This window comes from Novosphingobium sp. NFX11 (assembly GCF_057376415.1).
In genome coordinates this window covers 378,771-401,525 of sequence record NZ_CP080384.1, presented here as the reverse complement: position 1 = coordinate 401,525, position 22,755 = coordinate 378,771, and the positions used below count along the sequence as shown (strand labels likewise).

Below are 22,755 nucleotides of genomic sequence, written 5' to 3'. Positions count from 1 at the left end.
GCGGTCCCCCTCCCCATTGCTGCGCAACGGGGAGGATTCCGCACAAACGCCAAGGGAGGAGGCGCCCGCCGGCGCCCCTCCCCTGCATTCTCCCTCAGGGCATTCTCCCCAAGGGGAGCTTCGATCAGAGACCGATCACGCCGCCATCGTTCTTGGTGATCGCGATCAGCGCCGAACGCGGACGCACGCTGGCGGCCGGCGTGCTGCCGTCTTGCGAGTACGGCCAGTGGCTGGTCGGCGCCGAGTAGGAACCGCCCTCACCCGGATGCTGGATGCCCACGAACAGGGTGCGGCCGTCCGGCGTCTGGTCGATGCCAGTGATCTCGCATTCGACCGGGCCGACGAGGAAGCGGCGCAGGTTGGCCGCAGTCGCCTTGGCACCGACGAACGTGTTCTGCGTGTTGCCCGCGTTGTTCACCGTATAGGCGCCGCCGTCACCGACGTGGCCGGGGATCGCGGCGAGCAGCATGCAGTTGGTGCGGTCGGTCAGCGCGCCGTCGTCGGTCTCGATCCACATCAGCGGATTGATCTGGCCCGAGGGGTTGGTCGAACGCGAGAAGTACGCGCCGTCCGGGCTCGAGAAATCGTTCGCGGTGGTGAGGCCCGAGATGTTGACGTTGGTGGGATCGGCGTCGGTGGAGTCGGCACCGAAGAGGTAGATGTCCCACTTGAACGTCGTGGCGCTGGTGGTGTCGCCATCTTCGCGCAGGCGCACGATGTGGCCGTTCGGGTTGCCGGTCTGTGCCGAGTTCGACGGACCCTTGGGGTCGTTGTACGAGCGCGGGTTGGCGGCGTTGGTGCCGGTGACTGGGCGGAACGAATTGTTCGAGTTGGTCAGCGTCAGGTAGATTTCACCGGTGACCGGGTTGCCCACGGTCCATTCCGGGCGGTCCATCGGCGTCGCGCCCACCGCGTCGGCGGCGAAGCGGGTGTTGACGCAGATGTCGGCCTGGCTGGTGAAGGTATACTCGGGGTAGGTGCCGCTTGCCGGACGCTTCGGGAAGGTCGGGCTGTAGACCAGCGGCAGCCAGGTGCCGGTGCCGTCCGCGTTGAAGCGGGCGACGTAGAGCGTACCGGCGTCGAGGTACTTGTCACCCACCGCGAGGCGGTCGGTGGCGTCGGCATCGGCAGCGGCCCAGGTCTCGTTCGAGACGAACTTGTAGAGGTATTCGCCGCGCAGATCGTCGCCCATGTAGGCGCCCAGCTTCTGGCCGGCGGCGATACGCACGAAGGCGCCTTCATGGCCGAAGCGGCCCAGCGCGGTGCGCTTGCGCGGGGTCGAGGTTGGGTTGTACGGGTCGATCTCGACCACCCAGCCGTACTGGTTCGGCTCGTAGCGGAAGTCGTCGGTAGCGGCGGCGCCGGTGATCGTCGCGTTCCAGCGGGTGAAGCGCGTGTCGGTGCTCGACGCGGTCGACCAGCTGTAGTTGCCCGAGCGGCTGGTGATGCCGTTGCGCCGCAGCGAGGCCAGTTCGGCCGGGGTGCGCTTGGCGTCGTCAGCCGCATCGCGGCGGAAGTAGCCCGCGTAGTTCTCTTCGCAGGTAAGGTTGGTGTTCCAGCCGGTCACGCCGTTGGCGCAGTTGTTGATGGTGCCGCGACCGGCGGTGCCATCCTTCGAGTACGCGGTGACGAGGTAGGCCGAACCCGCCGCCGGGCCGTGGAACGACATCGGCGTGTTGGGGGTGATGCGGCGGTTGAAGGTGCTGTCCTGCTTGTAGGTCCACTTGCGGTTGCCGCCGTCGACATACTCGACGACCGAGACGCCGTGGCACTCGATCTCCTTGAGCGCTTCGGCCAGCGGGCGCGGCGCGGCGCTGGGACCGGCCGGGTGCAGGTAGGTTTCGGTGATGTTCTCGTGGTTCTGGACCATCAGGCCGCGCGTCGAGCTGTTGCGGTCAGGCGTGCCCGAAGCCGAGAGGCCGAAGTAGTGCAGCGCGTCGTGGTGGTCGCCGATGCGCTTGTCGAAGTCGGCGTCGCTGCCGTCGTTGGCATAAGCCGAGACACCGGCGGCGATCGGGTCGCCGAGGCGGGTCATGATCGTGACCGAGTAGCCTTCCGGAACCATCGCGACGTCGCTCAGCGAGTGGGCGACGGCGGTGAAGCCGAGCACCGCGGGCGAGACGCGCACGGTGGTGGTGGCGGTCACGGGCTCGCCGATCAGCGGCTTGGCGCTGAACTGGAAGACGAGATCGGTGGCGGCCGCAACGGCAGGCGCGATGAAGGTCACGGTCGCGCCGCTGCCCATCAGCGCGACTTCGGGTCCGGTGCGCTGGTTCCAGCCCGCATCCTGGCCGTTGCCGGAGACGGTGCCGGTCAGCGTGACGACGCGGCCCGCGCTGGTGGCGACGCTGCTGCCCGCCGAGACGGAGACGGCGCCGCCGATGCTGCCGCCTTCGCCGTCGTCACCGCATGCGGCAAGAAGGCTAGTGCCCATGAAGGCCATCGTGGTCGCCCCGGCGCCGCGGAACATCGCCGAGCGGCGCGAATAGCGCTCCGCCGCCATGCTCTCCAGCGAGCGCTGCGTGGTGTCATTGGTATCGACGTCACCGTCCGTATAGGCGGTGACCGGATTCATCTCGGTCATGGATATTGCCCCCTTATTGGTCGCGAGGGCGAGTGCTAGGGGCCATTCATGACGTGAAAGTGCCAGTTCGATGGCATATCGATGGCGTTATCCTGACCGTATTGCGACGATGACCCGAAACGGCCCGTCGCGACGGGGTTCAACCCTCCTTGGGATAGACGTCCCCGAGCACGCGGCGGAAATGCCCCTCGACCTGGTCGTTGCAGGCACAGGCGCGGTTCTTCAGCCCTTCGCGGTCGAGCACCTCGATGCCGCCGCGACGGGTGCGCACCATGCCGTCGCGCTTGAAGCGCTGCAGGACGCGGCTGGCGTAGCTGCGGCCGATGCCCATCATCGAGGCGAGCTGCTCCTGTGTCATCGTCACGTCGTTGCGCCCGATGCGATCCACGGCCGCCGAGAGCCACTTCGCCGCGCGCTGCTCGATCGTGTGGACGGCATTGCAGGCGATCGACTGGAACACCTGCGCCATCACGCAATCGGCATAGCGCGCGAAAAGATGCGCGATCGCGGGCGAGCGCTCCTTGGCCGCCTCGATATCGCGCGAGGCGATGCGCAGGAACACCCCGTCGTGCAGCACGTTGGCCCGCGCATAGGCCGGGAGCGAACCGTGGCTGACGATCCCGCCCAGCGCCCCTTCGCGGCCCACGAGGATGGTTTCGACCGCCGTGCCGTCCTCCATCTCGACGAAGTAGGAACACATCGCGCCCCCGGTGGGAAAATAGCAGTAATCGACGCTGTCGCCGGGCTGGTAGATGATTTCGCCCGACTTCAACCGGCACTCGCCCAGCTTCGATTCGATCAGCGAGAGGTCGTCCTGCCGCAGCGCCGTGAGCAGGTCGCTGCCGGCGATCGCGGCGGCGGAAACCGGGCTTGTCTGCGGGATCGTGCTCATTTTTGCTCCTTGGGCGGCTCGGCGTGACGCATCGGCGTGACGACCGGAAGGGCCGACGCAAAGTGTCGCGATCCTGCGCCGTCCGGAAACGACAACCCGGCCAAGGCACTACGGTTCCAAGATGCGGTCATAAGTGAACAGACCGGAGGTTTCCGACATGGTATGTGTTACTCAGGAACATTCACCGGGATCATGTGTTCCCGGTCCCAGGCGCGCTTTGTCGGCTCGCTTGCAAACGCCCCCGGGGCCCTATTCGGATAATCATGCAAGACGCCCTCGGATCGCCCGTAATGCCCGACATGCTGACCGTGCTGCGCGAAGCGACCGGCCCCTCTCACGAGCGGCTGGACGCATCCTTCGGCGCGCTGGACCTGATGACCCGCGACGGGCTCGGGCGCTTCCTTGCCGCGCACGCCGCCGGGCTGGAGCCGATGTTCCCCGCGTTCCGGGGCTTTCTGGAGAGCGAACTCGGCCTCGAATGCCCGGACTATCCGGCCATGCTGCGCGCCGATCTCGATGCTCTCGGCGTCGATGCCGTGCCCTCTATCGAGACGCCTGCCGGGCTCGATGCGGCAGGCGGCGAGGCAGGCATCGCCTATGTCGTCTCCGGCTCGCGCCTTGGCCTCGTGGTCATCCGCCAGCGCGGCTACTGGGGCGAGTCGAAGGGCTTCCGCTCCGCCTACATGAGCGACGGGCGCGGCCACGACGCGTGGAAGGCGCTCGTCCCGGTCCTGCGGACCCGCACATATGCGCCCGATCAGGCGGAGGCGCTGCGCACCGCCGCCCTCGCCGCGTTCGAGACGTTCTCGCGCGCGTTCGCCGCCAGTGCCGGCCTCGCGGCGCGTGTCGATGGCTGACGCGATGCACCAGGTAGACCTGTCCACCTGCGACCTCGAGCCGATCCACATCATCGGCCGCATCCAGAGCTTCGGCTGGCTGCTGTCGTTCTCCAGCGACTGGATCATCAACCACGTCTCGGTGAACTGCACCGACCTGTTCGGCCGCGACGCACGCGATCTCGTCGGCCTTTCCGCCACCGAGTTCCTGTCGCAGGAAGCCCTGCACGACATCCGCACGCGCCTGCAGATCCTCGGCAGCGCGGGCACCGTCGAGCGCATGTTCGAGGTGGACCTGATCGGCGACGGCCGCGTCTTCGACGTCGCCGTGCACAATTCCGGCCGCTCTTTCATATTGGAAATCGAGCCCCACGAAGGCGGCAAGCGCCGCGACTTCGTTTCCTACGTGCGCCCGATGATCGAGCGGCTCCGCCAGTCGCCCTCCATCGAGCAGTTGTGTTCCAGCGCCGCGCGCCATCTGCGCGGCCTCACCGGCTTTGACCGGGTGATGGTCTACCGCTTCGAGGGCGACGGCGCGGGCGAAGTCATCGCCGAAAGCCTGAACGGCATGGTCGACAGCTTCAAGGGCCAGCACTTCCCCTCGTCCGACATTCCGGCGCAGGCGCGCAAGCTCTACACCCGCAACCTGCTGCGCATCATCAGCGACGTCGACGACCCGACGGTGCCGATCATCCCCGCGACCAATCCCAACGGCGATCCGCTCGACCTGTCGATGTCGGGCCTGCGCGCGGTGTCGCCGATCCACATCGAATACTTGCGCAACATGGGCGTGAAGGCGTCGATGTCGGTCTCGATCATGCGGCGCGGCAAGCTGTGGGGGCTGATGGCCTGCCACCACTATTCGCCGCTGACGCTGTCCTATTCGGTACGCACCGCGAGCGAGCTGTTCGGCGAATTCTTCTCTTACCTGCTGGAGCAGAAGGAGACCGATTTCTCGACCGAGAAGCGCGCGGAATCGATGCGCCTCCACGACGAGATCATGGCCCGCGTCGCCGGCGGCGGATCGCTGCTGGAAGCCTTCGACGACTTCACCGATTCGATCCGGCAGGTGATCCCCTTCGACGGCGTCGTCGGCTGGGTGGACGGCCGCTTCATCGGCCACGGCGCGGTGCCCGACCAGACGCAGTTCGCCACCCTCGCGCGGTTCCTCAACACCGCCGGGGCCAGCACGGTCTGGGCCTCGGACAACATTTCCGCGGTCTACCCGCCTGCGGCGGAATGGACGGACAAGGCATCGGGCCTCCTCGCCCTGCCGGTCAGCCGATCCCCCGCGACTACATCGTGCTGTTCCGGGGCGAGGCGGTGCGTGAGGTGAAGTGGGCCGGCAACCCCGAAAAGGCCATCGAACTCGGCCCTAACGGCGCGCGCCTGACCCCGCGCAAGAGCTTCGAGATCTGGCGCGAGGAGCGGCGCGGCTATTCGCGTCCCTGGACCGACGAGGAAGTCTCTTCCGCCGAAGCGCTGCGCATCACCCTGCTCGAAGTCGTGCTGCGCCTATCGGATGCCGCCAACGTCGAGCGCGAGCAGGCCAGCCAGCAGCAGGACATGCTGATCGCGGAACTGAACCACCGCGTGCGCAACATCCTCAACCTGATCCGCGGCCTCGTCGCCCAGAGCAAGGAAGGCGCGCGCACGATCGACGAATTCGCCGAGATCGTCGGCAGCCGCATCCACGCCCTCGCCCGCGCGCACGATCAGGTAACGCGCAAGGACTGGTCGCCCTCCTCGCTCTACGACCTGATCCGCACCGAGACCGACGCCTATGCCAGCCACTCGCTGGACCGGGTGGTGATCGATGGGCCGGACGCGCTGATCGCCCCCGCCGCCTTCACCACGCTGGCGCTGGTGATCCACGAACTGATGACCAATTCGTGCAAGTACGGCGCGCTGTCGGATTCGCACGGGCAGGTCACCGTGACGCTGAACCGCAGCGACGACGGCGCGCTGGAGATCGACTGGCGCGAGGAAGGCGGTCCGCCGGTCCGGGAACCCACCCGGCGCGGCTTCGGCTCGACCATCATCGAGCGCACGATTCCGCACGAACTGGGCGGCTCGGCCTCGGTGATCTACCCCGTGGACGGGTTGCACGCGCTGTTCCTGATCCCCTCCGACCATATCTCCGGCTTCGAGACCCCCGGCGCGGTCCTGCGCGAGCCGGTGAGCGAGCCTCCGCAACCCGCCGAGTTCACCAAGGAACTGGGCTCCGGCGCGGCGCTGATCGTCGAGGACAACGTGATCATCGCCATGGAGGCGGAGGACGTGCTGCGCGGCTTCGGCTTCACCGACTGCCGCATCGCCGGCTCCGTCAACGCCGCGCTGGGCATTCTCGAAGGCTCCGACGTGAGCTTCGCGATGCTCGACGTGAACCTCGGCAAGGATACCAGCGAGGCGGTCGCCCACGAACTGGAAGCGCGGGCGATCCCCTTCATCTTCGCCAGCGGCTACGGCGAACGCTCGCTGCAGTCCGGCGCGTTCAAGAGCGTGCCGGTGGTGACCAAACCCTACGGCGAACGCGATGTGCGCTCGGCGATCGGGCGGGTGATCAAGGGGCGCTGACCGTCTCCGGTCATTGCGAGCGTAGCGAAGCAATCCAGCGCCGGTTCACGCCGCCCTGGATTGCTTCGCTACGCTCGCAATGACGAGAGCTGGTCATCCTTCTTTGTTCGTCATCCCCGCGAAGGTGGGGACCCAGCTGATGCTTGTGGAACATGAAGCGTCAGGAGATGGGTTCCCGCCTTCGCGGGAATGACGGTGGTGGGGATGGAGATGATGGAGGTGAGAAAGGATCTCACGCCCGCAGCCGCTGGTCCCCGTGCGTAGCATTCCAGCCGTCGACCCAGCCGCGCACGTCCTCGTAAGGCATCGGGCGGCAGATGCCGTAGCCCTGGCCGCAGGTGCAGCCCATCGCCACCAGCATCGCCTGCGTCTCCGGGTTCTCCACCCCTCGGCCACCAGCGGGATGCCGAGGCAGTCGCACAGCACCACCAGCGAAGTCACCAGCGACTGGTCGAACCGGCTTTCGGTAAAGCGCGCGATGTAGGAGCGGTCGATCTTGATCTCGCGCACCGCGAACTCGCGCAAGTAGCCGAACGAGGTGAACCCCGCACCGAAATCGTCGATCGAGAGCGAAACGCCGTGGTCCTGCAACTGCTCGATCACCCGCTTGGCCTGCGAGGGTGAGCGATCAGCGCGGTCTCGGTCAGTTCGAGCACGACATGCGCGGGATCGACCCCGTGCGTGCGGATGGCCTCGACGACGTGACCGACGAAGCCCGGCCGCTCCAGCATCCGCGCCGAGACGTTGATCGAGATACCGGCGCCGTCCAGCCCCGGCTCCAGCCGCGCGTACTGGCCCAGCACCGTGTCCAGCGTCAGGTAGGTGAAGTCTTCCAGCAAGTGCGACTGCTCGACCGTCTCGATCAGCGCGTCGGCCGCGACCGGGCCGTTGTCCGGGTGAGTCCAGCGCACCAGCGCCTCGAAGCCGAGAACCTGTCCCGAACGCATGTCCACCTTGGGCTGCCAATGCCAGTTGAACGCCCGCGCGCCCATGGCGTCCTCGATATCGTGGAGCATTGTGCGCTCATCGGCGCGCACCGTGCGGCGCTGTTCGCCGCGCGCGATCACTGCCTTTTCCGCCCCACGCTTGGCCTCGTACATCGCCTCGTCGGCGGCCTCCACCAGCCCCTCGGGCGAATAGCCCAGTTGCGGGCAGAGCGAGATGCCCATCGAGGCGCCGACGTAGAGCAGCCGCCCGTCGTGGACGATCGGCTGCTCGATCAGCTCGGTCAGCTTGGTGGCGACGGCCAGCGCGGACTCGTCGCCATCGACGTTCTGCAGCAGGACCGCGAACTCGTCCCCGCCGAGGCGGGCGATCGTGTCCACCTCGCGCAAGTGCTCGCGCATCCGGCGGCCCAGCGTGATCAGCACCGCATCGCCCGCCGCATGGCCGAGGCTGTCGTTGATCTCCTTGAAGCGGTCGAGGTCGATCATCATCACCGCGAACGGATCGCCGCTGCGCCGCGCCCGCGCGCAGGCCTGCGAGAGCCGGTCGGCGAACAGCGTGCGGTTGGGCAGGTCGGTCAGCGGATCGTGGAGCGAGCGGTGCGTCAGTTCCTCTTCCGCGCGGCGCATGTCCTGCCGGTATTTGCGCCAGGCGATCCCCTCCTCGACCGAGGCCGCGACCCGCTCGGGAGAAAGCGAGCGCTTGGACAGGAACTCGGTCATGCCCGACTTGATCGAGTCCGCCGCGATCTGCTCGTCGGTATGGCCGGTGACGGCGATGATCGGCACGTCGGGGTCGATCTCGGCGCGGATCTCGGGCAGCAGGTCGCGCCCGTCGCCGTCCTTCAGGCCGAAGTCGAGGAAGACGATGTCGAAATGCGCCTGCGGATCGCGGATCATGTCCAGCGCCTCGGCCTGCGAGGCGGCCTGCGCCACGGTGATGTTGCGGGGAACGCGGCGCAGCAGGCGCAGCAATTTCTCCCGGTCGACGTCGTCGTCATCGACGATCAGCGCGTGAATGTCCTGAGTACCTTTGTGCAGGTGGTCCATGGGAGGAAGGGATCCTTGCGTGAGAGGAGCCGCCGTCAGGGCAGCTCCTGCGTGCGGGCATACTTGCCGATGAAATCGGCGAGGCGAGCGAACTGCGGACCGACGGCGGACTTGACCATGTAGCCCGCGACGTGCCCATCGTAGGCACGGCTGCGGTCCTGATCGCGGGCCGAAGTGGAGAGTACGAAGACCACCGTGCGGCGCAGGTCCGGGTCGGCGCGCAGGGCGTCGAGGAACTGGAAACCGTCCATGCCCGGCATGTTGAGGTCCAGCAGGACGATCACCGGCGTTTCTATCTGCTTGTCCGGATGGCGGCCGGTGAGGATCGCCAGCGCTTCCCCGCCGTCACCCGCCGTGACGGTGCGGCAAGGCACCTCGTATTTGCGGAATGAGCGCAGCACGCCTTCGCGCGCGACGTCGTCGTCATCCACCAGCAGCACGGTCACGTCGTTGTAGTTGGCAGTTTTCTTTGGTGCGGATCGGGGTGCGACCAGATCAATCATCATCTTCGTTCTCTCGCAGAAGTATGCGGGGCCAGTGGACTTCGAACCTGGCGCCGCCGAGAGGACCCCGGCCCTGGACGGTCACCATGCCCCCGTGGGCGTTGATCATGCGGCGCGTGAAGGCGAGCCCCACCCCGTCGCCGTCGGTCCCCGGCGAGGCGCGGTGGAACAGCTTGAAGATGCGGTCCTCGTTGCCCGGCGGAATGCCCTGCCCGTCGTCCTCCACCGTGAAGACGGTGAAGCGCCCCTCCTCGCGCACGGCGATGCGGATGTGGCCTTCCTTGCCGCCGTGGTGCTTGACCGCGTTGGACAGCAGGTTGCGCAGCGAAGTGGAAAGCGGCGCACGCGGGGCGACGATGTCGCCGCCCTGCACGTCCACGTCGACCTCGAACCCCTCGGGGATCGCCGTCAGCTCCAGCGCCTCCTCGACCAGTTCGTGCGGGTCGATGCGGTGCATCCGGGAATCGCGCACCCCGGCGCGGGCGTAAGCCAGCAGGTCGTCGATCATCTGCTCCGAACGCTCGATGCGCTGGGCGATGCGGTCGAAGTTGTGCACCACGTCCTCGGGCAGTTCGGTGCCTTCGAGGTCTTCGCGGATCCAGCTTACCAGGTCGGCGATACCCCGCAGCGGCGAGCGCAAGTCGTGGCTGGCGACATAGGTGAACTCCTCAAGCTGCGCATTGGTCTGCTGCAGCGCGCGTTCGGAGCGCTTGCGGTGCGAAATGTCGCTGACGATCGCCATGTAGAGCGGCTGGGCGCTGCTCTCGAATTTGGTGAGCGCGATCTCGACGGGAAACTCGCGCCCGTGGCGGTGCAGCGCGGTGACGTCGCGGTCGCCGCCCATGAGGCGCGACTTGGGGGCGGCCGCGTATCCGGCGATCTGCTCGCCGTGCCTTGCGCGGTATCGCTCGGGCAGCAGCATCTCGATCGGCTGGCCGATCATCTGCTCCACCTTCCATCCGAACTGGACCGCAAGAATGGCGTTGGCCTGCGCGATCCGGCCCTTGCCGTCCACCACCACCACGCCCAGCGGCATGCTTTCGAACATCTGGGTGAAGCGGCGCTCGGCGGTGATCTCGCGCGTCATGTTGCGCAAGTAGACGACCGCGCGGTCGCCCTCCTCGCCCGCGACGGGCGCAAGGGTCATCGTCACCGTCGGGCGCGAACCGTCGGCGCCGTGCAGCACCATCTGGCGCGACCAGGTGCCGCGCGTCTCCATCGAAACCTTGAAGAAGACCTCGAACATCTGCCGCAGCGTCTCGGCATCGTCTTCGGCGAACCACATGAAGAACAGGCTGTTGCGCAGCGCCTCGGCATCGGGCTCGGCCAGCAGCGAGGCGGCAGCGGCATTGCCGAAGGCGACCACGCCCGCCGCATCGACGATCAGCGCGGCGATCGGGGCATGGACCAGCGGCGCGTGGATGTCGGTTGTCGTCATCGGCGTCGCCAGCATCGCGTGTCCTGTCCTGCGGGAGACGTGATGCCGAACGAGCTTGAACTTCGTTGCAGCCACGGCCTCCGGGTGGAGCGCCGGAAACCGCGCTGCGGCCCCCGTACCCGACGAGGGGTACACCGGGACGGTTATCGACCTGCGAAGCCAGACCTAGGGAGCTGTCCCTAGACCCGGCCTGTCGCAACGATTGCAGTGGTTAAATTTGTGTGAGAGCGGCCGCTGTCCATGCGCTCGGGGCCGCGCGCAGCACTTTCGTCATCCCCGCGAAAGCGGGGACCCATCTGATGCCAGTGCAACACGAAACGTCAGGAGATGGGTTCCCGCCTTCGCGGGAATGACGACGTTAAACACGCAAGAACTGCCCTCAGCGCGCGACGAACTTGCCCGCCTCGCGGTCCTTGCGGACCTTCAGCGCGTCGAACACGGTGCCGCTCATGGTGATCCAGATGCCCGGCCCGGCCGATTGGCAGCAGCCGAACGCCATCCCCAGGTTGAATGCCGCGTCGCTCTCGGCGAAACGGGCGGGCTGCATGGCGCCGCACATCACGACGGTCTTGCCCTCGATATGGGCGAGCGCGGCGGCAGTGTCGGTCATGGTGTCGGTGCCATGGGTGATGACGACATGGCTTTCCGGCGCCCCGGCGACCGTCGCGGCGATCAGCGCGCGGTCCTCGTCGGTGAGTTCGAGGCTGTCCTTGCGCAGCAGTTCGACGACGCGGAACGGATGCGCCACGCGGGCGGTGGCCAGCAGCTTGCCGATCACGCTCTCGACGATCTGGTACTCGCTCAGCGCGTCGAAGTACTGCTTGTCGATGGTGCCGCCGGTGGTGATGACGAGAATGGGTGCCTGGTTCATGCGCGTTCCTTACTGCGGGACGGGCGGGTTTCCAATTCCTTCGTAGGTAAGGGGGCGCTTTGCCGATGGGGCTTCGAGAGGCTGTGCCTAACCCTTCGACAAGCTCAGGGTGAGCGGGAGTAGCGTAATGCCCTATCAACTCCGCTCAGGCTGAGCCTGTCAAAGCCCCCGCCGCACACGCCGCGCGGATGTTCGCCCTGCGATCTCCCGCCATCTCGCATCTGCACAACCGCGCCGATCCATGGCACCACTGCGACCATGAGCACCCTTGCGTCACCCTCGCTTACCGCCCGCAGCGAACTGGCCGCCGGATGGCCGACCGTCCTTGCCGCCGCGCTGGCGATCGGGGTGGGGATGATGGGCGTGGGGTTCTACTCGCTGGGCCTGTTCGTGACGCCGCTGCAGGCCGAGTTCGGCTGGACCCGCGCCGAAGTCTCGGGCGCGGCGACGTTCCAGCAACTGGGCATCTTCCTCTCCGCCCCTGTCGTGGGACGCCTCGCCGATCGCTTCGGCAACCGCACCATCGCCATCGCCAGCTATCTGGCCACGCCGCTCGCCCTGGTGGCGCTGGCCGAGACCGGGCCGTCGCTGACCGCGTGGTACGGCCTGTGGCTGCTCGTCTCTCTGGCGGGCTGCGGAACGACCCCGGCGATCTGGGCCCGCGTCGTCTCGCTGCGCTTCGATGCCGGGCGCGGCTTCGCATTGGGGCTGATGCTGACGGGCTCCGGTATGGCCGCGATCCTCGCGCCCGCATTGCTCGGCCCGGTGATCGCGGCGCAGGGCTGGCGCACCGGCCTTCATGCCATAGCGATCGTGATCGCCGTGATCGGCATTCCCGTCAGCCTCCTGACGGGGCGCGGAGAGCGCGTCGCCAACGACAGGCGCGAGCGCGGCAGCATCGAGATCACCCGCAAGACGCTGCAAATCGCCCTGATCGGCTTCCTGCTGGGCGTCATCGTCGCGGCTCTGATCGTCCATCTCGTGCCGATGCTGGTGGACCGGGGGTGCCGCCCGCGCAGGCCGCCGGAGTGGCCGCCTTCATCGGCATCGCGGTGGTCTTCGCCCGCGCTTTCGTCGGCTGGCTGTTCGACCGCTTCCACGCCCCGCGCGTGGCGGTACTGTTCCTGACTTCGCCGGTGATCGCATGCGTGATCCTGTGGCTCGACGGCCCCGCGATCCCGGCCGCGCTGCTGCTCGGCCTTGCGGCCGGGGCGGAAGTGGACATGCTCGCCTATTTCACCAGCCGCTACGCCGCACTGGAGAACTACGGCGCGACTTACGGCGCGATCCTGGGCCTATTCAGCCTCGGCGCCGCGTTCGGTCCGCCGCTGTTCGGGTGGATGGTGGACGCGACCGGGAATTCCGATCTTGCGCTTGCTTGCTCGGGCGTGGCGCTCGTCGGCGTGCTGGTGTTGATCGCGACGCTTGGGGCTTACAGGACGTCGTCCCGGATTTGATCCGGGACCGCTGGCTGTGACCAGCCCACCTCACCGCGCGCGCATTTGACGCGCGCCTAAAGACAGCCACCGGTCCCGGATCAGGTCCGGGACGACGAAGTGAGAAACGCCAGCAACCCGCGCTCCTCGCGGCTCATCCAGCGGGTCTTGCGCGGCAGGCTTTCGGGCGTGTCCAGTTCCCCCTTGGCCGCCACGATCACGTCCGGGTGGACGTAAGACTTGCGCGCGATCGCGGGCGTATTGCCGAGGCACTGCGCAACCTCGTCCAGCATCGCCCGCAATGACAGGCCGGGGTTCCCGACCAGCATCGCGAAGGCCATCGTACTCGCCGCCCATGTCCGGAAGTGCTTGGCGGTGAAGCCCTCGCCCATCGTCTCGGCAAGGTATTCGTTGACGTCGTGGCTGTGGACGGGAATCGCCTCGCCCTCCTCGTCGACGTACTGGAACAAGTGCTGGCCGGGCAGGTCCTGCATCTTGCGCACACAGCGCACGAGGCCGGGATCGTCGCAGGTGATCTGCTGCAGCTTGCCCGACTTGCCCTTGAAGCGCAGCATCAGCGCGCCGCGCTCTATCTTCGCGTGCCGGTTGCGCAGGGTGGTCGCGCCGAAGCTCTTGTTGGCCTTGGCGTAGCACTCATTCCCCACCCGGATCGCGCCGGTATCGAGCAGCGCCACGACCGAGGCGATCGCCCGCTCGCGCGTCAGCTTGCGTGAAGCGATGTCCGCGTCCACCCGCGCCCGCAGCACCGGCAGCGCCTCGCCGAACAGGGCGCAGCGGTCGAACTTCATCGTCTCGCGCGACTGGCGCCAGTCGGGATGATAGCGATACTGCTTGCGCCCGCGCGCGTCGTAGCCCGTCGCCAGCAGGTGGACATCGGGGTCGGCCGAGAACCAGCACCGCTCGTAGGCGGGCGGCAGGGCGATGGCGTTGAGCCGGTCGATCTCGGCGCGATCCTTTATCCGCGCTCCGGCCGCGTCGAAGTAGGCCCACTTGCTGCCGCGCACCGGCCTGCGGGTGATACCGGGGGCGCCGTCATCGGCGAATTTCAGGCGCATATCTGTCTGGCGCGTCATCAGCATGGGGTCTGTCCGTTGCCTCTCCCTTTCGAGAACGCACGGGGGGCAAACGGGTTGTCGGAAACCGGAACGCGATCCCGCCGTTCCTTCCTGCAAAGACAAACCACAGGAGACACCCATGGCAGACGCACGCATCTTCCGCGATCTCAAGGCCGACCACGACAAGCACCGCAAGCTCCTCGAGCAGCTCGGCGAGACTCAGGGCGCCAGCGACGAGCGCAAGGACCTGTTCGAAGCCTTGCGCAAGGAACTCCAGGCCCACGCCGCCGCCGAGGAGGAATCGCTCTACGCGACGATGCTGGGCAACCCGGACCTGCGCGACGAAGCGCGCCACTCGGTGTCCGAGCACAAGGAAATCGACGACTTCCTCGGCGAACTGTTCGAGATCGACATGAGTTCGTCCGCGTGGCTGACCAAGTTCAAGGAAATGCGCCACCGCTACCTCCACCACATCGACGAGGAAGAGGAGGAGATGTTCCCCGAAGCCGCAGAAAAGCTCTCGGCCGAAACCGAGAAGGAACTCGCCGAAGTGTTCGAGAAGCGCAAGCCGAAGGAACTGGCGACGGCCGAAAAGGAACTGCCCGGCGATGCGCGCGAATAAAACCGGCAATACGCCGGCTCGGGCCTCCCCTGCGGCGAACGCGGGGGAACGCCCGACCCCGGCGGCGCGTTGCCTTCTCGATCAACCATAACGGAGAAGGACCATGGACAAGGACATCCGCGAGCATTTCTGGAAAGCGTTCCAGACCAGCCCGTTCATCATGATGAGCCTTCAGGGCGGACATGCCCACGCCGAGCCGATGACGGCACAGCTCGACAAGGACGCCCATCACGCGATCTGGTTCTTCACCAAGCGTGACAACCGCATCGGCGGCGGCGGCAAGGCGATGGGTCAGGTGATGACGCGGGGGCACGAGGTCTTCGCCTGCATCGACGGTACGCTGGTCGAGGAAACCGATCCGGCCGTGCGCGACAAGCACTGGAATAACGCCGTCGAGGCATGGTTTCCCGGCGGCAAGGCCGACGCTTCGGTCGTAATGCTGCGTTTCGAGATCGAGGATGCCGAAGTCTGGACTTCGGAAATGGGCCTCAAGGGCGCCTTCAAGCTCCTAACCGGCAAGCCCATCAAGCAGGGCGAGGCCGGAGAGCACGCGCTCGGCGCGGTCTGAGACCCTCTAGGACCGATGCCTGAGCAGCGGGGGCGTGGCGGTTCAGGCTGCCACGCCCTTCGCGCTTGTCCTCCCTGTCGCGCAGCGATGTGGAGGGGGACCGCCCGCGCAGCGGGTGGTGGAGGGGCTGGGAATACAAAACCCCCTCCGTCACCGACTTCGTAGGCGCCACCTCCCCATCGCTGCGCGACAGGGATGATAAGGGTCAGCCGGGCCTTTTTCGCCGCAGCAGATACCTCCACACGCCCACGCAGTTGATCGCGAACAGCGCCACGTTCTGCAGCCCGATCCCCTCGGCCTTGTCGTCGAGGAATCCCCAGGCCACCAGGGCGATCGAACTGGTGACGAAAATGACGAAGCCCCAGCCGGTCCATTTGCGGCCGAGGTCGAGCGATACGATAAGCGCCGCCACGGTTCCCGTGGCGGCGCCATAGTATTGCAGGCATTGCAGGACGACTTGGCTCATCCTCTCGCCTTCTTCTCAGGCCCTGTTGTGTTTGTCATCAGGCCCGGGCTCTTGCGGCCCCTCTCCTACTCGTGAAACGTCAGGTGCGCAGTTGCAGCGGCTCCAGTTCCTGTGGCCGGGCGCTGTCGGGGCATCCGGCAAGGGCATAGGAGATCGCCGCGAGGATCGCCTGTCGTGTAAAGGGTTTCTGGACGACCCCGATCGCGGTAGGCGCCGGGGTGTCGATCTGGCCGGGATTGGCGGTGACGTAGATCACCCGCACGCCGTAACGGCCGGAGAGATCGCGTGCGATGGCCGGGCCGGTGAGCCCGTCGCGCAAGTTGAGATCGACGAGCGCCACATCAGGAACATCACCCAGCATGCCCAGCGAAGCCATGTCCGGAACCGTGCCGACGACGGCATGGCCGCCATCGGCAAGGATATCTTCCAGTTGCAGCGCTACCAGGAACTCGTCCTCGACGATGAGGATTTTCCCGGAGTTGGCCACCATCGCATCCAAGGTACGTTGTCCCGGTTCAGGCAGCCACGCGCTGGGCGAGGCGAGCGGTGTCGGCATTGACGTTGGCGATCTTCACCAGTTCGCCGAAGAAGGCGTCGATCGCCTCGCCGCCAAGCACGAAGTTGTGGCGGAAGTCCGGCAGCTGGCCGGATTCGATGATCTTGGAGAGCATCGCGCGGGCGCGGCAGATGCGGCTCTTAACGGTGCCGAGCGCGATACCGCAGATATCGGCGATTTCCTCGTAGGAGAGGTTGCCGGCCGCCACGAGCACGAGGGCCTCGCGATAGGTTTCGGGAATGGCGGTCAGCGCGCGCAGGACGTCCGCCAGTTCGACGGCGCTTTCCTGGCTGGCTTCGGCGCGCAGGATGCGTTCCGCGGCCAGTTCGTCGTACTCGCCATGGAAGCGGGCGCGGCGGGCCTCGGAATAGAAGTGGTTGCGCAGGATGGTGAAGGTCCACGCCTTGAAGTTGGTGCCGGCGGCATAGCGCTCACGCGCCGCCCATGCCCGCAGCATGGCTTCCTGCGCCAGATCGTCGGCGCGGTCACGGCAGCCGCACAGACCGCGCGCGAATGCACGCAGGTGCGGCGCTACCTCTGCCAGCGCGCGGCGGAAATCACGGTCACTGAGCGCGACCTTTTCGGGCTGGACCCCTTCGACGCCTGCTTCGACAACAGTCGACATTGCGTTACCCTCCTCTGAGAAAACCAGTCGGATAGCTAACGGCGGTGCGGCGAAAATAGTTCCCGGAAATGTCCTGAAATCGCCCATTTCGTTGCGGAAGCGAAAGAAATCAGCGCCAGACCGAAAAACTTCCCGAAAAACTTTGCCGTATTTCCGCAGGATCGGCGGAACAATCATGGCCCATAAAAATTGAGGCCCCCGTCCACTTGAGTGGGCGAGGGCCTCCGGGATCGGATCACCACCGGTTTGCGGGGGGGTGGGGGAGCCAGTGGTGATATTGTGGGAACGTAGCGCCCCTTCGTTGGTTCCCGAAAAAGCGTCTCACCGCAAAAAATTTTCCGGTTGCCCTATACGCCCGGCGGAGTCAGACAAACGACACCGGCCTTCAGGCGCAAAGGGCGCCCATCGACGTGCAATCGGGAAGCCAACTTCCCCCATAGGCCTTGAGGAACTTGAATGTCCGTCTCTGATCAGATTGCGATCCAGCTGCCTTACCTGCGCCGCTACGCGCGCGCCCTCACCGGCTCGCAGCACTCGGGCGACGCCTATGTCCGCGCGACGCTGGAAGCGGCCCTCGCCGACCGCTCGCTGCGCGATGCCATCGCCCGCAGCCGCGCCGCGCTGTATGAGGCCTTCACCCGCATCTGGTCGACCGGCCATGTCGAGGAACCCGCGGGCGACATCGGCGGCGGGCACGAGCAGGCCGCGCAGGAGCGCCTCGCCGCCGTCGCGCCGACGCACCGCCAGGCCCTGCTGCTGACCTCGGTGGAGGAATTCACGCGCGAGGAAACCGCGACGATCCTCGGTCTCGAGGTCGAGGAAGTCGATGCGCTGGTTTCCCAGGCGATTGCAGAGATCGAAGGGGAAAGCGCAACCCGCGTCCTCATCATCGAGGACGAGCCGCTGATCTCGATGCAGCTGGAAGGTCTCGTAACGGACCTTGGCCATACCGTCGTCGGCACCGCCGCCACGCACAAGCAGGCAATCGAAATCTTCGAGAAGCACCCCGCCGGCCTCGTCCTTGCCGATATTCAGCTGGCCGATGGCAGCTCGGGCATCGATGCGGTGGAAGACCTGCTCAAGTTCGGCGAAGTGCCGGTGATATTCATCACCGCCTACCCGGAACGCCTGCTCACCGGCGAGCGGCCGGAGCCGACCTACCTCGTGACCAAGCCGTTCCAGGAAACCACCGTGCGCGCGACGATCAGCCAGGCGCTGTTCTTCAACTCGACCCGCCCGCAGGCCTGAAGCGCCATCCGTCTGCATAGAAAACTGTCTGTCATCCCCGCGAAGGCGGGGACCCAACTGATGACCGATCCACACGAGAGACCGTCAGATGGGTTCCCGCATTAGCGCTTCGCGCTGCCCTTCGGGTCGCGGGAATGACGACCTGGGTGTTTGCCGGATCAGAGCGGCGGCTGGGGGACGTGGCCGCTGGGCTCCCGCCTTGGCTGGAAGAGAAAATCCTCGATCGGCGGCGTAAAGCCCAGCCGCCGTACGACGGCCTCGGGGATCAGCGTGTCAGATCGCATGCCGATGCAGCGGCCGACCTGCCACACCACCTGCCCTTGCACGGTGCCCTGCCCCTGCAGTTCCAGCGTTGCCGACCGCTCGCGCATGTCGCGCTCGCACGCCATCTCGAACATGCAGCCGCCGACCGAGAGGTCGTAGAGAAAGACCTGCTCCCGCGCTCCGTCGACCAGGCAGGTAACGTCCTGCTCGACGATATGACGGCTCCAGTTACGCGCTTCCATCGCAATTGCCCCCGATGATGTCGCAAGGGCATTACTGCGACACGGTTTAAATAATCGATAATAGCCCCTGCTTCGTCTTGTGGAGCGCCTTACCTCTGCTGGTTGCGCAACACGAATTCGCGCGAAGCGCGCACCGGCACCTTGAGGCGGCATTCGACGCCGCCCGGCTCGAACCGCAAGTCCACTTCCGACTTGAGTTCGTGCGCGACGATCTTCTCGATCAGATCGCGCCCGAAGCCCCGCTTGGTCGGCTCGGTCACCGGCGGCCCACCCTCCTCGCGCCAATGGATTTCCGCGAGGTCGGGCGCGGCCAGCGTCCATTGCACGTGGATGCGCCCCTCGATCGTGCTGAGCGCCCCGTACTTGGCGGCATTGGTCGCCAGTTCGTGGATGGCGAGGCCCAGCGACATGGCATCGTTGGGCGCCAGCTTGATCCCCGGCCCGGCCATGACAACGTGGCTCTCGTTACCCTCCATGTAGGGCGCCAGTTCCGAGCGCACGATGTCGCCCAGCGCCGCGTGCCCCCAGTCCGACTGCGAGAGCAGGTCATGGGTCGCCGAAAGCGCCCGGATGCGCGCGGTCAGGCTTTCGGTGAAATCGTCGATGCCCTTCGAGCGCCGCCGCGTCAGCGCCGCGATCGAGAGCACGTTGGCCAGCGTGTTCTTGACGCGGTGGTTCAGCTCGCGAGTCAGTGAGTTGCGGATCGACGCCTGGTTGGTCAGCCACTCCAGCACCACGCGGTCTTCCGCCGCGCGCTTGGTGATCAGCCGTCCGATCGCCATGACCATCAGCGAGGCCAGTGCCCCGAAGAACAGCGTCAGGCGCGAAAGCGGCGAGAGCGCATTGGCCTGCCGGTCACTGACCTCGACGATCCAGGCCTGCCCGGCAACGTCGATGCGCCGCTCGATGGTGGGGCCGGTCAGCCCGTCGGCGCCGCGCTGTTCCGCCAGCAATGTCTCCGGCGCGACGTGGTCGTCGTAGATGGCGATGTCGATGCTGTCGTTGCGGTACAGTTCGCTGGCCGAGCCGAGAAAGGTCTGCGCCTTGAACGGGCTATAGACGAACCCTTTGACCCAGCGCCGCCCGCCCCGGTCGATCGTGACCGGCATATAGATGAGAAACGCCGCGTCGGCCTGCTGATCTCGCGCCGGATAGCGGAAGCCGTCCTGCGCAAGATGGACCACGCCCGTCGCCGCCGGTCCGCGCCGGGCCATGGCCCGCTCCATCGCCTGTCGCCGCACGGGCTCGGAATACATGTCGAACGCGATCGCTCGCTTGTTTCCCGGCGATTGCGGCTCGAGATAATAGACCGGGACCACATACTTCTGCCCTGGCTCCGGGCGCGGATCGACACTGAAGTCGAGCCGCCCACCGCTCTGCACCGCTACTTCGAAGTCTGCCAGCTTGCTTACCGGGATGAGCGGCGCCCAGCCCATGCCGAGCGAACCATAGAGCGTGCCGTCGCCCTGCAGGTCGCGTGCGAATTCCGCAAACTGCTGGGGCGACACGACGTCCTGCGTCGCGAACAGTGCACTGCCCGCCCGCAGGAGCGCGATATTCTCGGTCACGCGGCGCTGGAGGGCAGAAGAAATCTCGGTGAGCTGACGGTCGAGTTCGATCGCGCGCGTCTGCTTGTCCGCGCGCTCGATCGCCATGACGGAGACCGCCGTGGTCATGCTGGCGATGAGGAACAGCAGGAACGGCCAGCCGCGCGGATACCTGTGGAACCACGCCTGCTTCTGAACCCTGTCGAGCAGAGCCTGGTCAATCACCCGGCAACGTCCTGCACCATAAACTCCGTCGCGTTGCGTTCACTTATGACCGCAAGCATCATGCTATGCCAACACTTTACGCCGAGGGGAACCATGCTCGGCATCGATTGTTCCATCTGCAAACGACGTCCGCTCGGCTTGCAGACCGGACGATGCCCGAGACAGCGCCCCGCCTTCCGCCAGCCTTGCGCGCGAAGACATTGGGCCGCGCGCCGGGCTTGACCGCTCCCCGGTCTCGCCGCAAGTGTGCTTTCGGTGAAAGGGAGTTCGTGTTGAATCAGCCCAATGGACGTGGTGACTCCGGCCCTGTGCCCGGCTTGCCGCCCGAAGTCCGTCGAGACGGAGAACCCGGCTGGGCCGGGGGTTGAGGAAGCTCTACAACTCCGTGGTGGAAGAGCCGCTGCCGGACAGCTTCAAGGATCTCCTTAAGAAGCTGGACGACGACGGCGATGCCTGACCGGATAGCGCCCAGCGCCGCGGACGAAGGCTTCCGCAAGGAACTGCTCTCCGTCCTCCCCCATCTCCGCGCATTTGCCCGAGGCCTGTCGGGACGGCCGGACTTTGCCGACGATCTCGTACAGGAAGCCGCGATCAAGGCGTGGACCGCGCGCGAGCGCTATCAGGCCGGCACCAACATGCGCGCCTGGACTTTCGCGATCCTGCGCAACCACTATCTGTCCGAGCTGCGCCGCTCCCGCCGCCAGACCGACCTCGACGAAGGCGTGGTCGAGAAGATGCTGGTGATGGAAGCGGATCAGGAAGGCCCGCTTCACCTCGACGACATGGAGGCCGCGCTGCAGAAGCTGGCCCCCGAAAGGCGCGAGGCGGTGCTGCTCGTCGGTGCCTCGGGCTTCAGCTACGAGGAAGCGGCCGAGATCGCCGGTTGCCCGATCGGCACGATGAAGAGCCGTGTCGCCCGTGCCCGCGCCGATCTTGCCCGGATGCTCGACGGCGATCAGCCGCAGCAGGTCGAGGTCAAGGCGCGCAAGACGGGCTGACCGGCTGCCGCAACGGCGGCAGTACGACCAGGCATGCCAAAGCCGCCAGATGAAACGCGAGCGCCGCTGCCGTCAGCGGCACGGTGCCGCGCTCGATCCACGGCGAGACGATACTCGTGCCCAGCGCTGCGGCGGTCAGGATGCACAGGATCACCAGAGCGCTGGCGCGGGCATCGTCGCCGCGACTCGCCAGGATCGCGCGGAAGAACCCCGCCGGACCGCGCAGGCCGAGGCCGGTGTTGACGGGGATGAACAGCGCCGTGATCACCAGCGCCGAAGTCCCGCCCGAGAGCGCATAGGCGAACTGCCCTGCCGCTCCGAGTGCGGAGAGGCCGGTGCCGAAGGCGATGACGCGCTCCGCGCCTAGCCTGTCGCCCCAGTGCGCGGCGGTGTTGGCGGCGATGATGAAGGTGACGACGCCGCTCATCTGCATCGTGATGAAGTCCGCCAGCGTCCCGCCGTGCACGCGCACGAAGACGGTGGGCATCCCGAACACGAAGACCAGCAATCCGCCCAGCACGCTCGCCTGGCTGAGCGCATAGCGCAGGAACGTCGGGTCGCGCAGCAACACCACGAAGCTGCCCTGCCCGCGCCGTCCCACTTGCGGCAAGCCGCCGGTGAGCATGACCAGCACCGCCGCCGCGAAGGCTCCGGCGGCCATGACCTCGAAATTCAGCGACCAGCCGCCGAGCGCGAGCAGCCCCGCCCCCGCCACGGGGGCAAGGGCCGGCCCCAGCGCCTCGATGCTGCCCAGCAGGCCGATCGCCCGGACCGCGCGGGTCTCGTCGAACATGGCCTTGACGATGCCCGGCGCAAAGACGGCGGGACCGGCCGCGACCATGCCCTGCAGCGCGCGAAGCCCGATGAGCGCCTCGATATTCGGGGCCATCGCACAGGCCAGAGAGACGGCGGCGGTCGCCAGCAGCGAGCCCACGATCAGCCGCGAGGTCGCGACCCGGTCTCCCAGCGCGCCGTAGCCGAGCAGGCCGATGCAGGTTCCGCCGACATAAGCGGCCAGCACCAGTTGTGCCTGCGAGGGATCGCCGCCCAGCGCCTCGGGCAGCAGCGGCACAGCGGGCAGGACCAGATCGACGCCCATCATGCCGATGATGGTGCCGCACAGGACCAGTGCCAGCGTCAACCACGCGCGATTCATCGAAGCCGTCCCCCTTGTCGGAAGACGGGTT

At 66.7% G+C, this 22,755-nt stretch carries 22 protein-coding genes and 2 pseudogenes; 10 read left to right on the top strand and 14 right to left on the bottom strand.

Annotated elements, in window-relative coordinates; all coding sequences use genetic code 11:
* Positions 1-124: 124 nt before the first annotated feature.
* Positions 125-2,584 carry a PhoX family protein gene (locus KZO24_RS01965; RefSeq protein WP_486486763.1) on the bottom strand — a complete coding sequence of 820 codons (2,460 nt, stop codon included), beginning with the start codon at positions 2,582-2,584 and terminating at the stop codon, positions 125-127.
* 139 nt (positions 2,585-2,723) lie between these two features.
* Positions 2,724-3,476, bottom strand: coding sequence for a Crp/Fnr family transcriptional regulator (locus KZO24_RS01960; protein ID WP_271184616.1), 753 nt, complete (start codon positions 3,474-3,476; stop codon positions 2,724-2,726).
* Positions 3,477-3,739: 263 nt separating this feature from the next.
* Between KZO24_RS01960 and KZO24_RS01955 the strand changes: the two genes are divergently transcribed.
* From KZO24_RS01955 to KZO24_RS01945, 3 genes and pseudogenes are all read left to right on the top strand, one after another.
* On the top strand, positions 3,740-4,333 hold the full coding sequence (locus KZO24_RS01955) for a biliverdin-producing heme oxygenase (RefSeq protein WP_271184615.1): 594 nt from the start codon (positions 3,740-3,742) through the stop codon (positions 4,331-4,333).
* Positions 4,224-5,767: pseudogene (locus KZO24_RS01950) on the top strand (GAF domain-containing protein); the annotation flags it as partial. The gene KZO24_RS01955 and the pseudogene KZO24_RS01950, both read left to right, overlap by 110 nt.
* Positions 5,768-5,878: 111 nt before the next feature.
* Complete coding sequence (locus KZO24_RS01945; RefSeq protein ID WP_486487131.1) at positions 5,879-6,889, top strand: HWE histidine kinase domain-containing protein; 1,011 nt, start codon at positions 5,879-5,881, stop codon at positions 6,887-6,889.
* Between the two features lie 232 nt (positions 6,890-7,121).
* Here KZO24_RS01945 and KZO24_RS01940 read toward each other — a convergent pair whose 3' ends face one another.
* From KZO24_RS01940 to KZO24_RS01920, 5 genes and pseudogenes are all read right to left on the bottom strand, one after another.
* A complete protein-coding gene (locus KZO24_RS01940) occupies positions 7,122-7,274 on the bottom strand; it encodes a hypothetical protein (protein WP_486487213.1) in 153 nt (50 codons plus the stop codon).
* A 50-nt stretch (positions 7,275-7,324) separates the two neighbouring features.
* A pseudogene (locus KZO24_RS01935) lies at positions 7,325-8,883 on the bottom strand (putative bifunctional diguanylate cyclase/phosphodiesterase); the annotation flags it as partial.
* Positions 8,884-8,918: 35 nt separating this feature from the next.
* A complete protein-coding gene (locus tag KZO24_RS01930) occupies positions 8,919-9,389 on the bottom strand; it encodes a response regulator (protein WP_008831436.1) in 471 nt (156 codons plus the stop codon).
* Entirely contained in the window at positions 9,379-10,899 is a 1,521-nt protein-coding gene (locus tag KZO24_RS01925; protein ID WP_486486762.1) for a sensor histidine kinase, read from the bottom strand. Before KZO24_RS01925 ends, KZO24_RS01930 begins: the two co-directional genes overlap by 11 nt.
* Before the next feature lie 304 nt (positions 10,900-11,203).
* Complete coding sequence (locus KZO24_RS01920; RefSeq protein WP_008833648.1) at positions 11,204-11,695, bottom strand: asparaginase domain-containing protein; 492 nt, start codon at positions 11,693-11,695, stop codon at positions 11,204-11,206.
* A gap of 258 nt (positions 11,696-11,953) precedes the next feature.
* Here KZO24_RS01920 and KZO24_RS01915 point away from each other — a divergent pair, with 258 nt between their 5' ends.
* The gene (locus KZO24_RS01915; RefSeq protein WP_486486761.1) at positions 11,954-12,823 is read left to right on the top strand and encodes an MFS transporter; all 870 of its coding nucleotides are present in this window, start codon (positions 11,954-11,956) and stop codon (positions 12,821-12,823) included.
* A complete protein-coding gene (locus tag KZO24_RS01910) occupies positions 12,724-13,152 on the top strand; it encodes a hypothetical protein (protein ID WP_486486760.1) in 429 nt (142 codons plus the stop codon). Before KZO24_RS01915 ends, KZO24_RS01910 begins: the two co-directional genes overlap by 100 nt.
* An 80-nt stretch (positions 13,153-13,232) precedes the next feature.
* On the opposite strand, the gene KZO24_RS01905 is transcribed toward KZO24_RS01910, so the two are convergent.
* Positions 13,233-14,231, bottom strand: a complete 999-nt coding sequence (locus KZO24_RS01905) for a DNA topoisomerase IB (protein WP_271184610.1) — start codon at positions 14,229-14,231, stop codon at positions 13,233-13,235.
* A 115-nt stretch (positions 14,232-14,346) separates the two neighbouring features.
* Here KZO24_RS01905 and KZO24_RS01900 point away from each other — a divergent pair, with 115 nt between their 5' ends.
* On the top strand, positions 14,347-14,829 hold the full coding sequence (locus KZO24_RS01900) for a hemerythrin domain-containing protein (protein WP_008833645.1): 483 nt from the start codon (positions 14,347-14,349) through the stop codon (positions 14,827-14,829).
* A gap of 103 nt (positions 14,830-14,932) precedes the next feature.
* Positions 14,933-15,397 carry a pyridoxamine 5'-phosphate oxidase family protein gene (locus KZO24_RS01895; RefSeq protein ID WP_271184609.1) on the top strand — a complete coding sequence of 155 codons (465 nt, stop codon included), beginning with the start codon at positions 14,933-14,935 and terminating at the stop codon, positions 15,395-15,397.
* 205 nt (positions 15,398-15,602) lie between these two features.
* On the opposite strand, the gene KZO24_RS01890 is transcribed toward KZO24_RS01895, so the two are convergent.
* The 3 genes from KZO24_RS01890 to KZO24_RS01880 all read right to left on the bottom strand — a co-directional run bounded on the left by KZO24_RS01890 (position 15,603) and on the right by KZO24_RS01880 (position 17,044).
* The gene (locus tag KZO24_RS01890; RefSeq protein WP_271184608.1) at positions 15,603-15,863 is read right to left on the bottom strand and encodes a hypothetical protein; all 261 of its coding nucleotides are present in this window, start codon (positions 15,861-15,863) and stop codon (positions 15,603-15,605) included.
* Between the two features lie 79 nt (positions 15,864-15,942).
* On the bottom strand, positions 15,943-16,353 hold the full coding sequence (locus tag KZO24_RS01885; RefSeq protein WP_036527291.1) for a response regulator: 411 nt from the start codon (positions 16,351-16,353) through the stop codon (positions 15,943-15,945).
* A gap of 25 nt (positions 16,354-16,378) precedes the next feature.
* Positions 16,379-17,044, bottom strand: coding sequence for a sigma-70 family RNA polymerase sigma factor (locus tag KZO24_RS01880; protein ID WP_008832963.1), 666 nt, complete (start codon positions 17,042-17,044; stop codon positions 16,379-16,381).
* A gap of 456 nt (positions 17,045-17,500) precedes the next feature.
* On the opposite strand from KZO24_RS01880, the gene KZO24_RS01875 reads away from it, so the two are divergent.
* Complete coding sequence (locus KZO24_RS01875; RefSeq protein WP_008832962.1) at positions 17,501-18,292, top strand: response regulator; 792 nt, start codon at positions 17,501-17,503, stop codon at positions 18,290-18,292.
* 158 nt (positions 18,293-18,450) lie between these two features.
* On the opposite strand, the gene KZO24_RS01870 is transcribed toward KZO24_RS01875, so the two are convergent.
* Both KZO24_RS01870 and KZO24_RS01865 read right to left on the bottom strand, forming a co-directional pair.
* A complete protein-coding gene (locus tag KZO24_RS01870; RefSeq protein WP_486486759.1) occupies positions 18,451-18,798 on the bottom strand; it encodes a PilZ domain-containing protein in 348 nt (115 codons plus the stop codon).
* 89 nt (positions 18,799-18,887) lie between these two features.
* Entirely contained in the window at positions 18,888-20,570 is a 1,683-nt protein-coding gene (locus tag KZO24_RS01865; RefSeq protein WP_271184606.1) for a CHASE domain-containing protein, read from the bottom strand.
* Between the two features lie 364 nt (positions 20,571-20,934).
* On the opposite strand from KZO24_RS01865, the gene KZO24_RS01860 reads away from it, so the two are divergent.
* Positions 20,935-21,027 (top strand): NepR family anti-sigma factor, encoded by a 93-nt coding sequence (locus KZO24_RS01860; RefSeq protein WP_486486758.1) that lies wholly within the window; start codon positions 20,935-20,937, stop codon positions 21,025-21,027.
* Positions 21,020-21,568 carry a sigma-70 family RNA polymerase sigma factor gene (locus KZO24_RS01855; protein WP_008830169.1) on the top strand — a complete coding sequence of 183 codons (549 nt, stop codon included), beginning with the start codon at positions 21,020-21,022 and terminating at the stop codon, positions 21,566-21,568. Before KZO24_RS01860 ends, KZO24_RS01855 begins: the two co-directional genes overlap by 8 nt.
* On the opposite strand, the gene KZO24_RS01850 is transcribed toward KZO24_RS01855, so the two are convergent.
* Positions 21,546-22,724 carry an MFS transporter gene (locus tag KZO24_RS01850; RefSeq protein ID WP_036527212.1) on the bottom strand — a complete coding sequence of 393 codons (1,179 nt, stop codon included), beginning with the start codon at positions 22,722-22,724 and terminating at the stop codon, positions 21,546-21,548. The two genes, KZO24_RS01855 and KZO24_RS01850, sit on opposite strands and share 23 nt — an antisense overlap.
* Positions 22,725-22,755: the final 31 nt, after the last annotated feature.

Excerpts from the sequence above, each read along its gene's own strand:
- KZO24_RS01875 (WP_008832962.1), top strand. The coding sequence starts at position 17,501 with ATGTCCGTCTCTGATCAGATTGCGATCCAGCTGCCTTACCTGCGCCGC.
- KZO24_RS01900 (WP_008833645.1), top strand. The coding sequence starts at position 14,347 with ATGGCAGACGCACGCATCTTCCGCGATCTCAAGGCCGACCACGACAAG.
- KZO24_RS01905 (WP_271184610.1), bottom strand. The coding sequence starts at position 14,231 with ATGCTGATGACGCGCCAGACAGATATGCGCCTGAAATTCGCCGATGAC.
- KZO24_RS01955 (WP_271184615.1), top strand. The coding sequence starts at position 3,740 with ATGCAAGACGCCCTCGGATCGCCCGTAATGCCCGACATGCTGACCGTG.
- KZO24_RS01960 (WP_271184616.1), bottom strand. The coding sequence starts at position 3,476 with ATGAGCACGATCCCGCAGACAAGCCCGGTTTCCGCCGCCGCGATCGCC.
- KZO24_RS01870 (WP_486486759.1), bottom strand. The coding sequence starts at position 18,798 with ATGGAAGCGCGTAACTGGAGCCGTCATATCGTCGAGCAGGACGTTACC.
- KZO24_RS01930 (WP_008831436.1), bottom strand. The coding sequence starts at position 9,389 with ATGATGATTGATCTGGTCGCACCCCGATCCGCACCAAAGAAAACTGCC.
- KZO24_RS01965 (WP_486486763.1), bottom strand. The coding sequence starts at position 2,584 with ATGACCGAGATGAATCCGGTCACCGCCTATACGGACGGTGACGTCGAT.
- KZO24_RS01945 (WP_486487131.1), top strand. The coding sequence starts at position 5,879 with ATGCTGATCGCGGAACTGAACCACCGCGTGCGCAACATCCTCAACCTG.
- KZO24_RS01895 (WP_271184609.1), top strand. The coding sequence starts at position 14,933 with ATGGACAAGGACATCCGCGAGCATTTCTGGAAAGCGTTCCAGACCAGC.
- KZO24_RS01855 (WP_008830169.1), top strand. The coding sequence starts at position 21,020 with ATGCCTGACCGGATAGCGCCCAGCGCCGCGGACGAAGGCTTCCGCAAG.
- KZO24_RS01885 (WP_036527291.1), bottom strand. The coding sequence starts at position 16,353 with ATGGTGGCCAACTCCGGGAAAATCCTCATCGTCGAGGACGAGTTCCTG.
- KZO24_RS01850 (WP_036527212.1), bottom strand. The coding sequence starts at position 22,724 with ATGAATCGCGCGTGGTTGACGCTGGCACTGGTCCTGTGCGGCACCATC.
- KZO24_RS01880 (WP_008832963.1), bottom strand. The coding sequence starts at position 17,044 with ATGTCGACTGTTGTCGAAGCAGGCGTCGAAGGGGTCCAGCCCGAAAAG.
- KZO24_RS01915 (WP_486486761.1), top strand. The coding sequence starts at position 11,954 with ATGAGCACCCTTGCGTCACCCTCGCTTACCGCCCGCAGCGAACTGGCC.
- KZO24_RS01920 (WP_008833648.1), bottom strand. The coding sequence starts at position 11,695 with ATGAACCAGGCACCCATTCTCGTCATCACCACCGGCGGCACCATCGAC.
- KZO24_RS01890 (WP_271184608.1), bottom strand. The coding sequence starts at position 15,863 with ATGAGCCAAGTCGTCCTGCAATGCCTGCAATACTATGGCGCCGCCACG.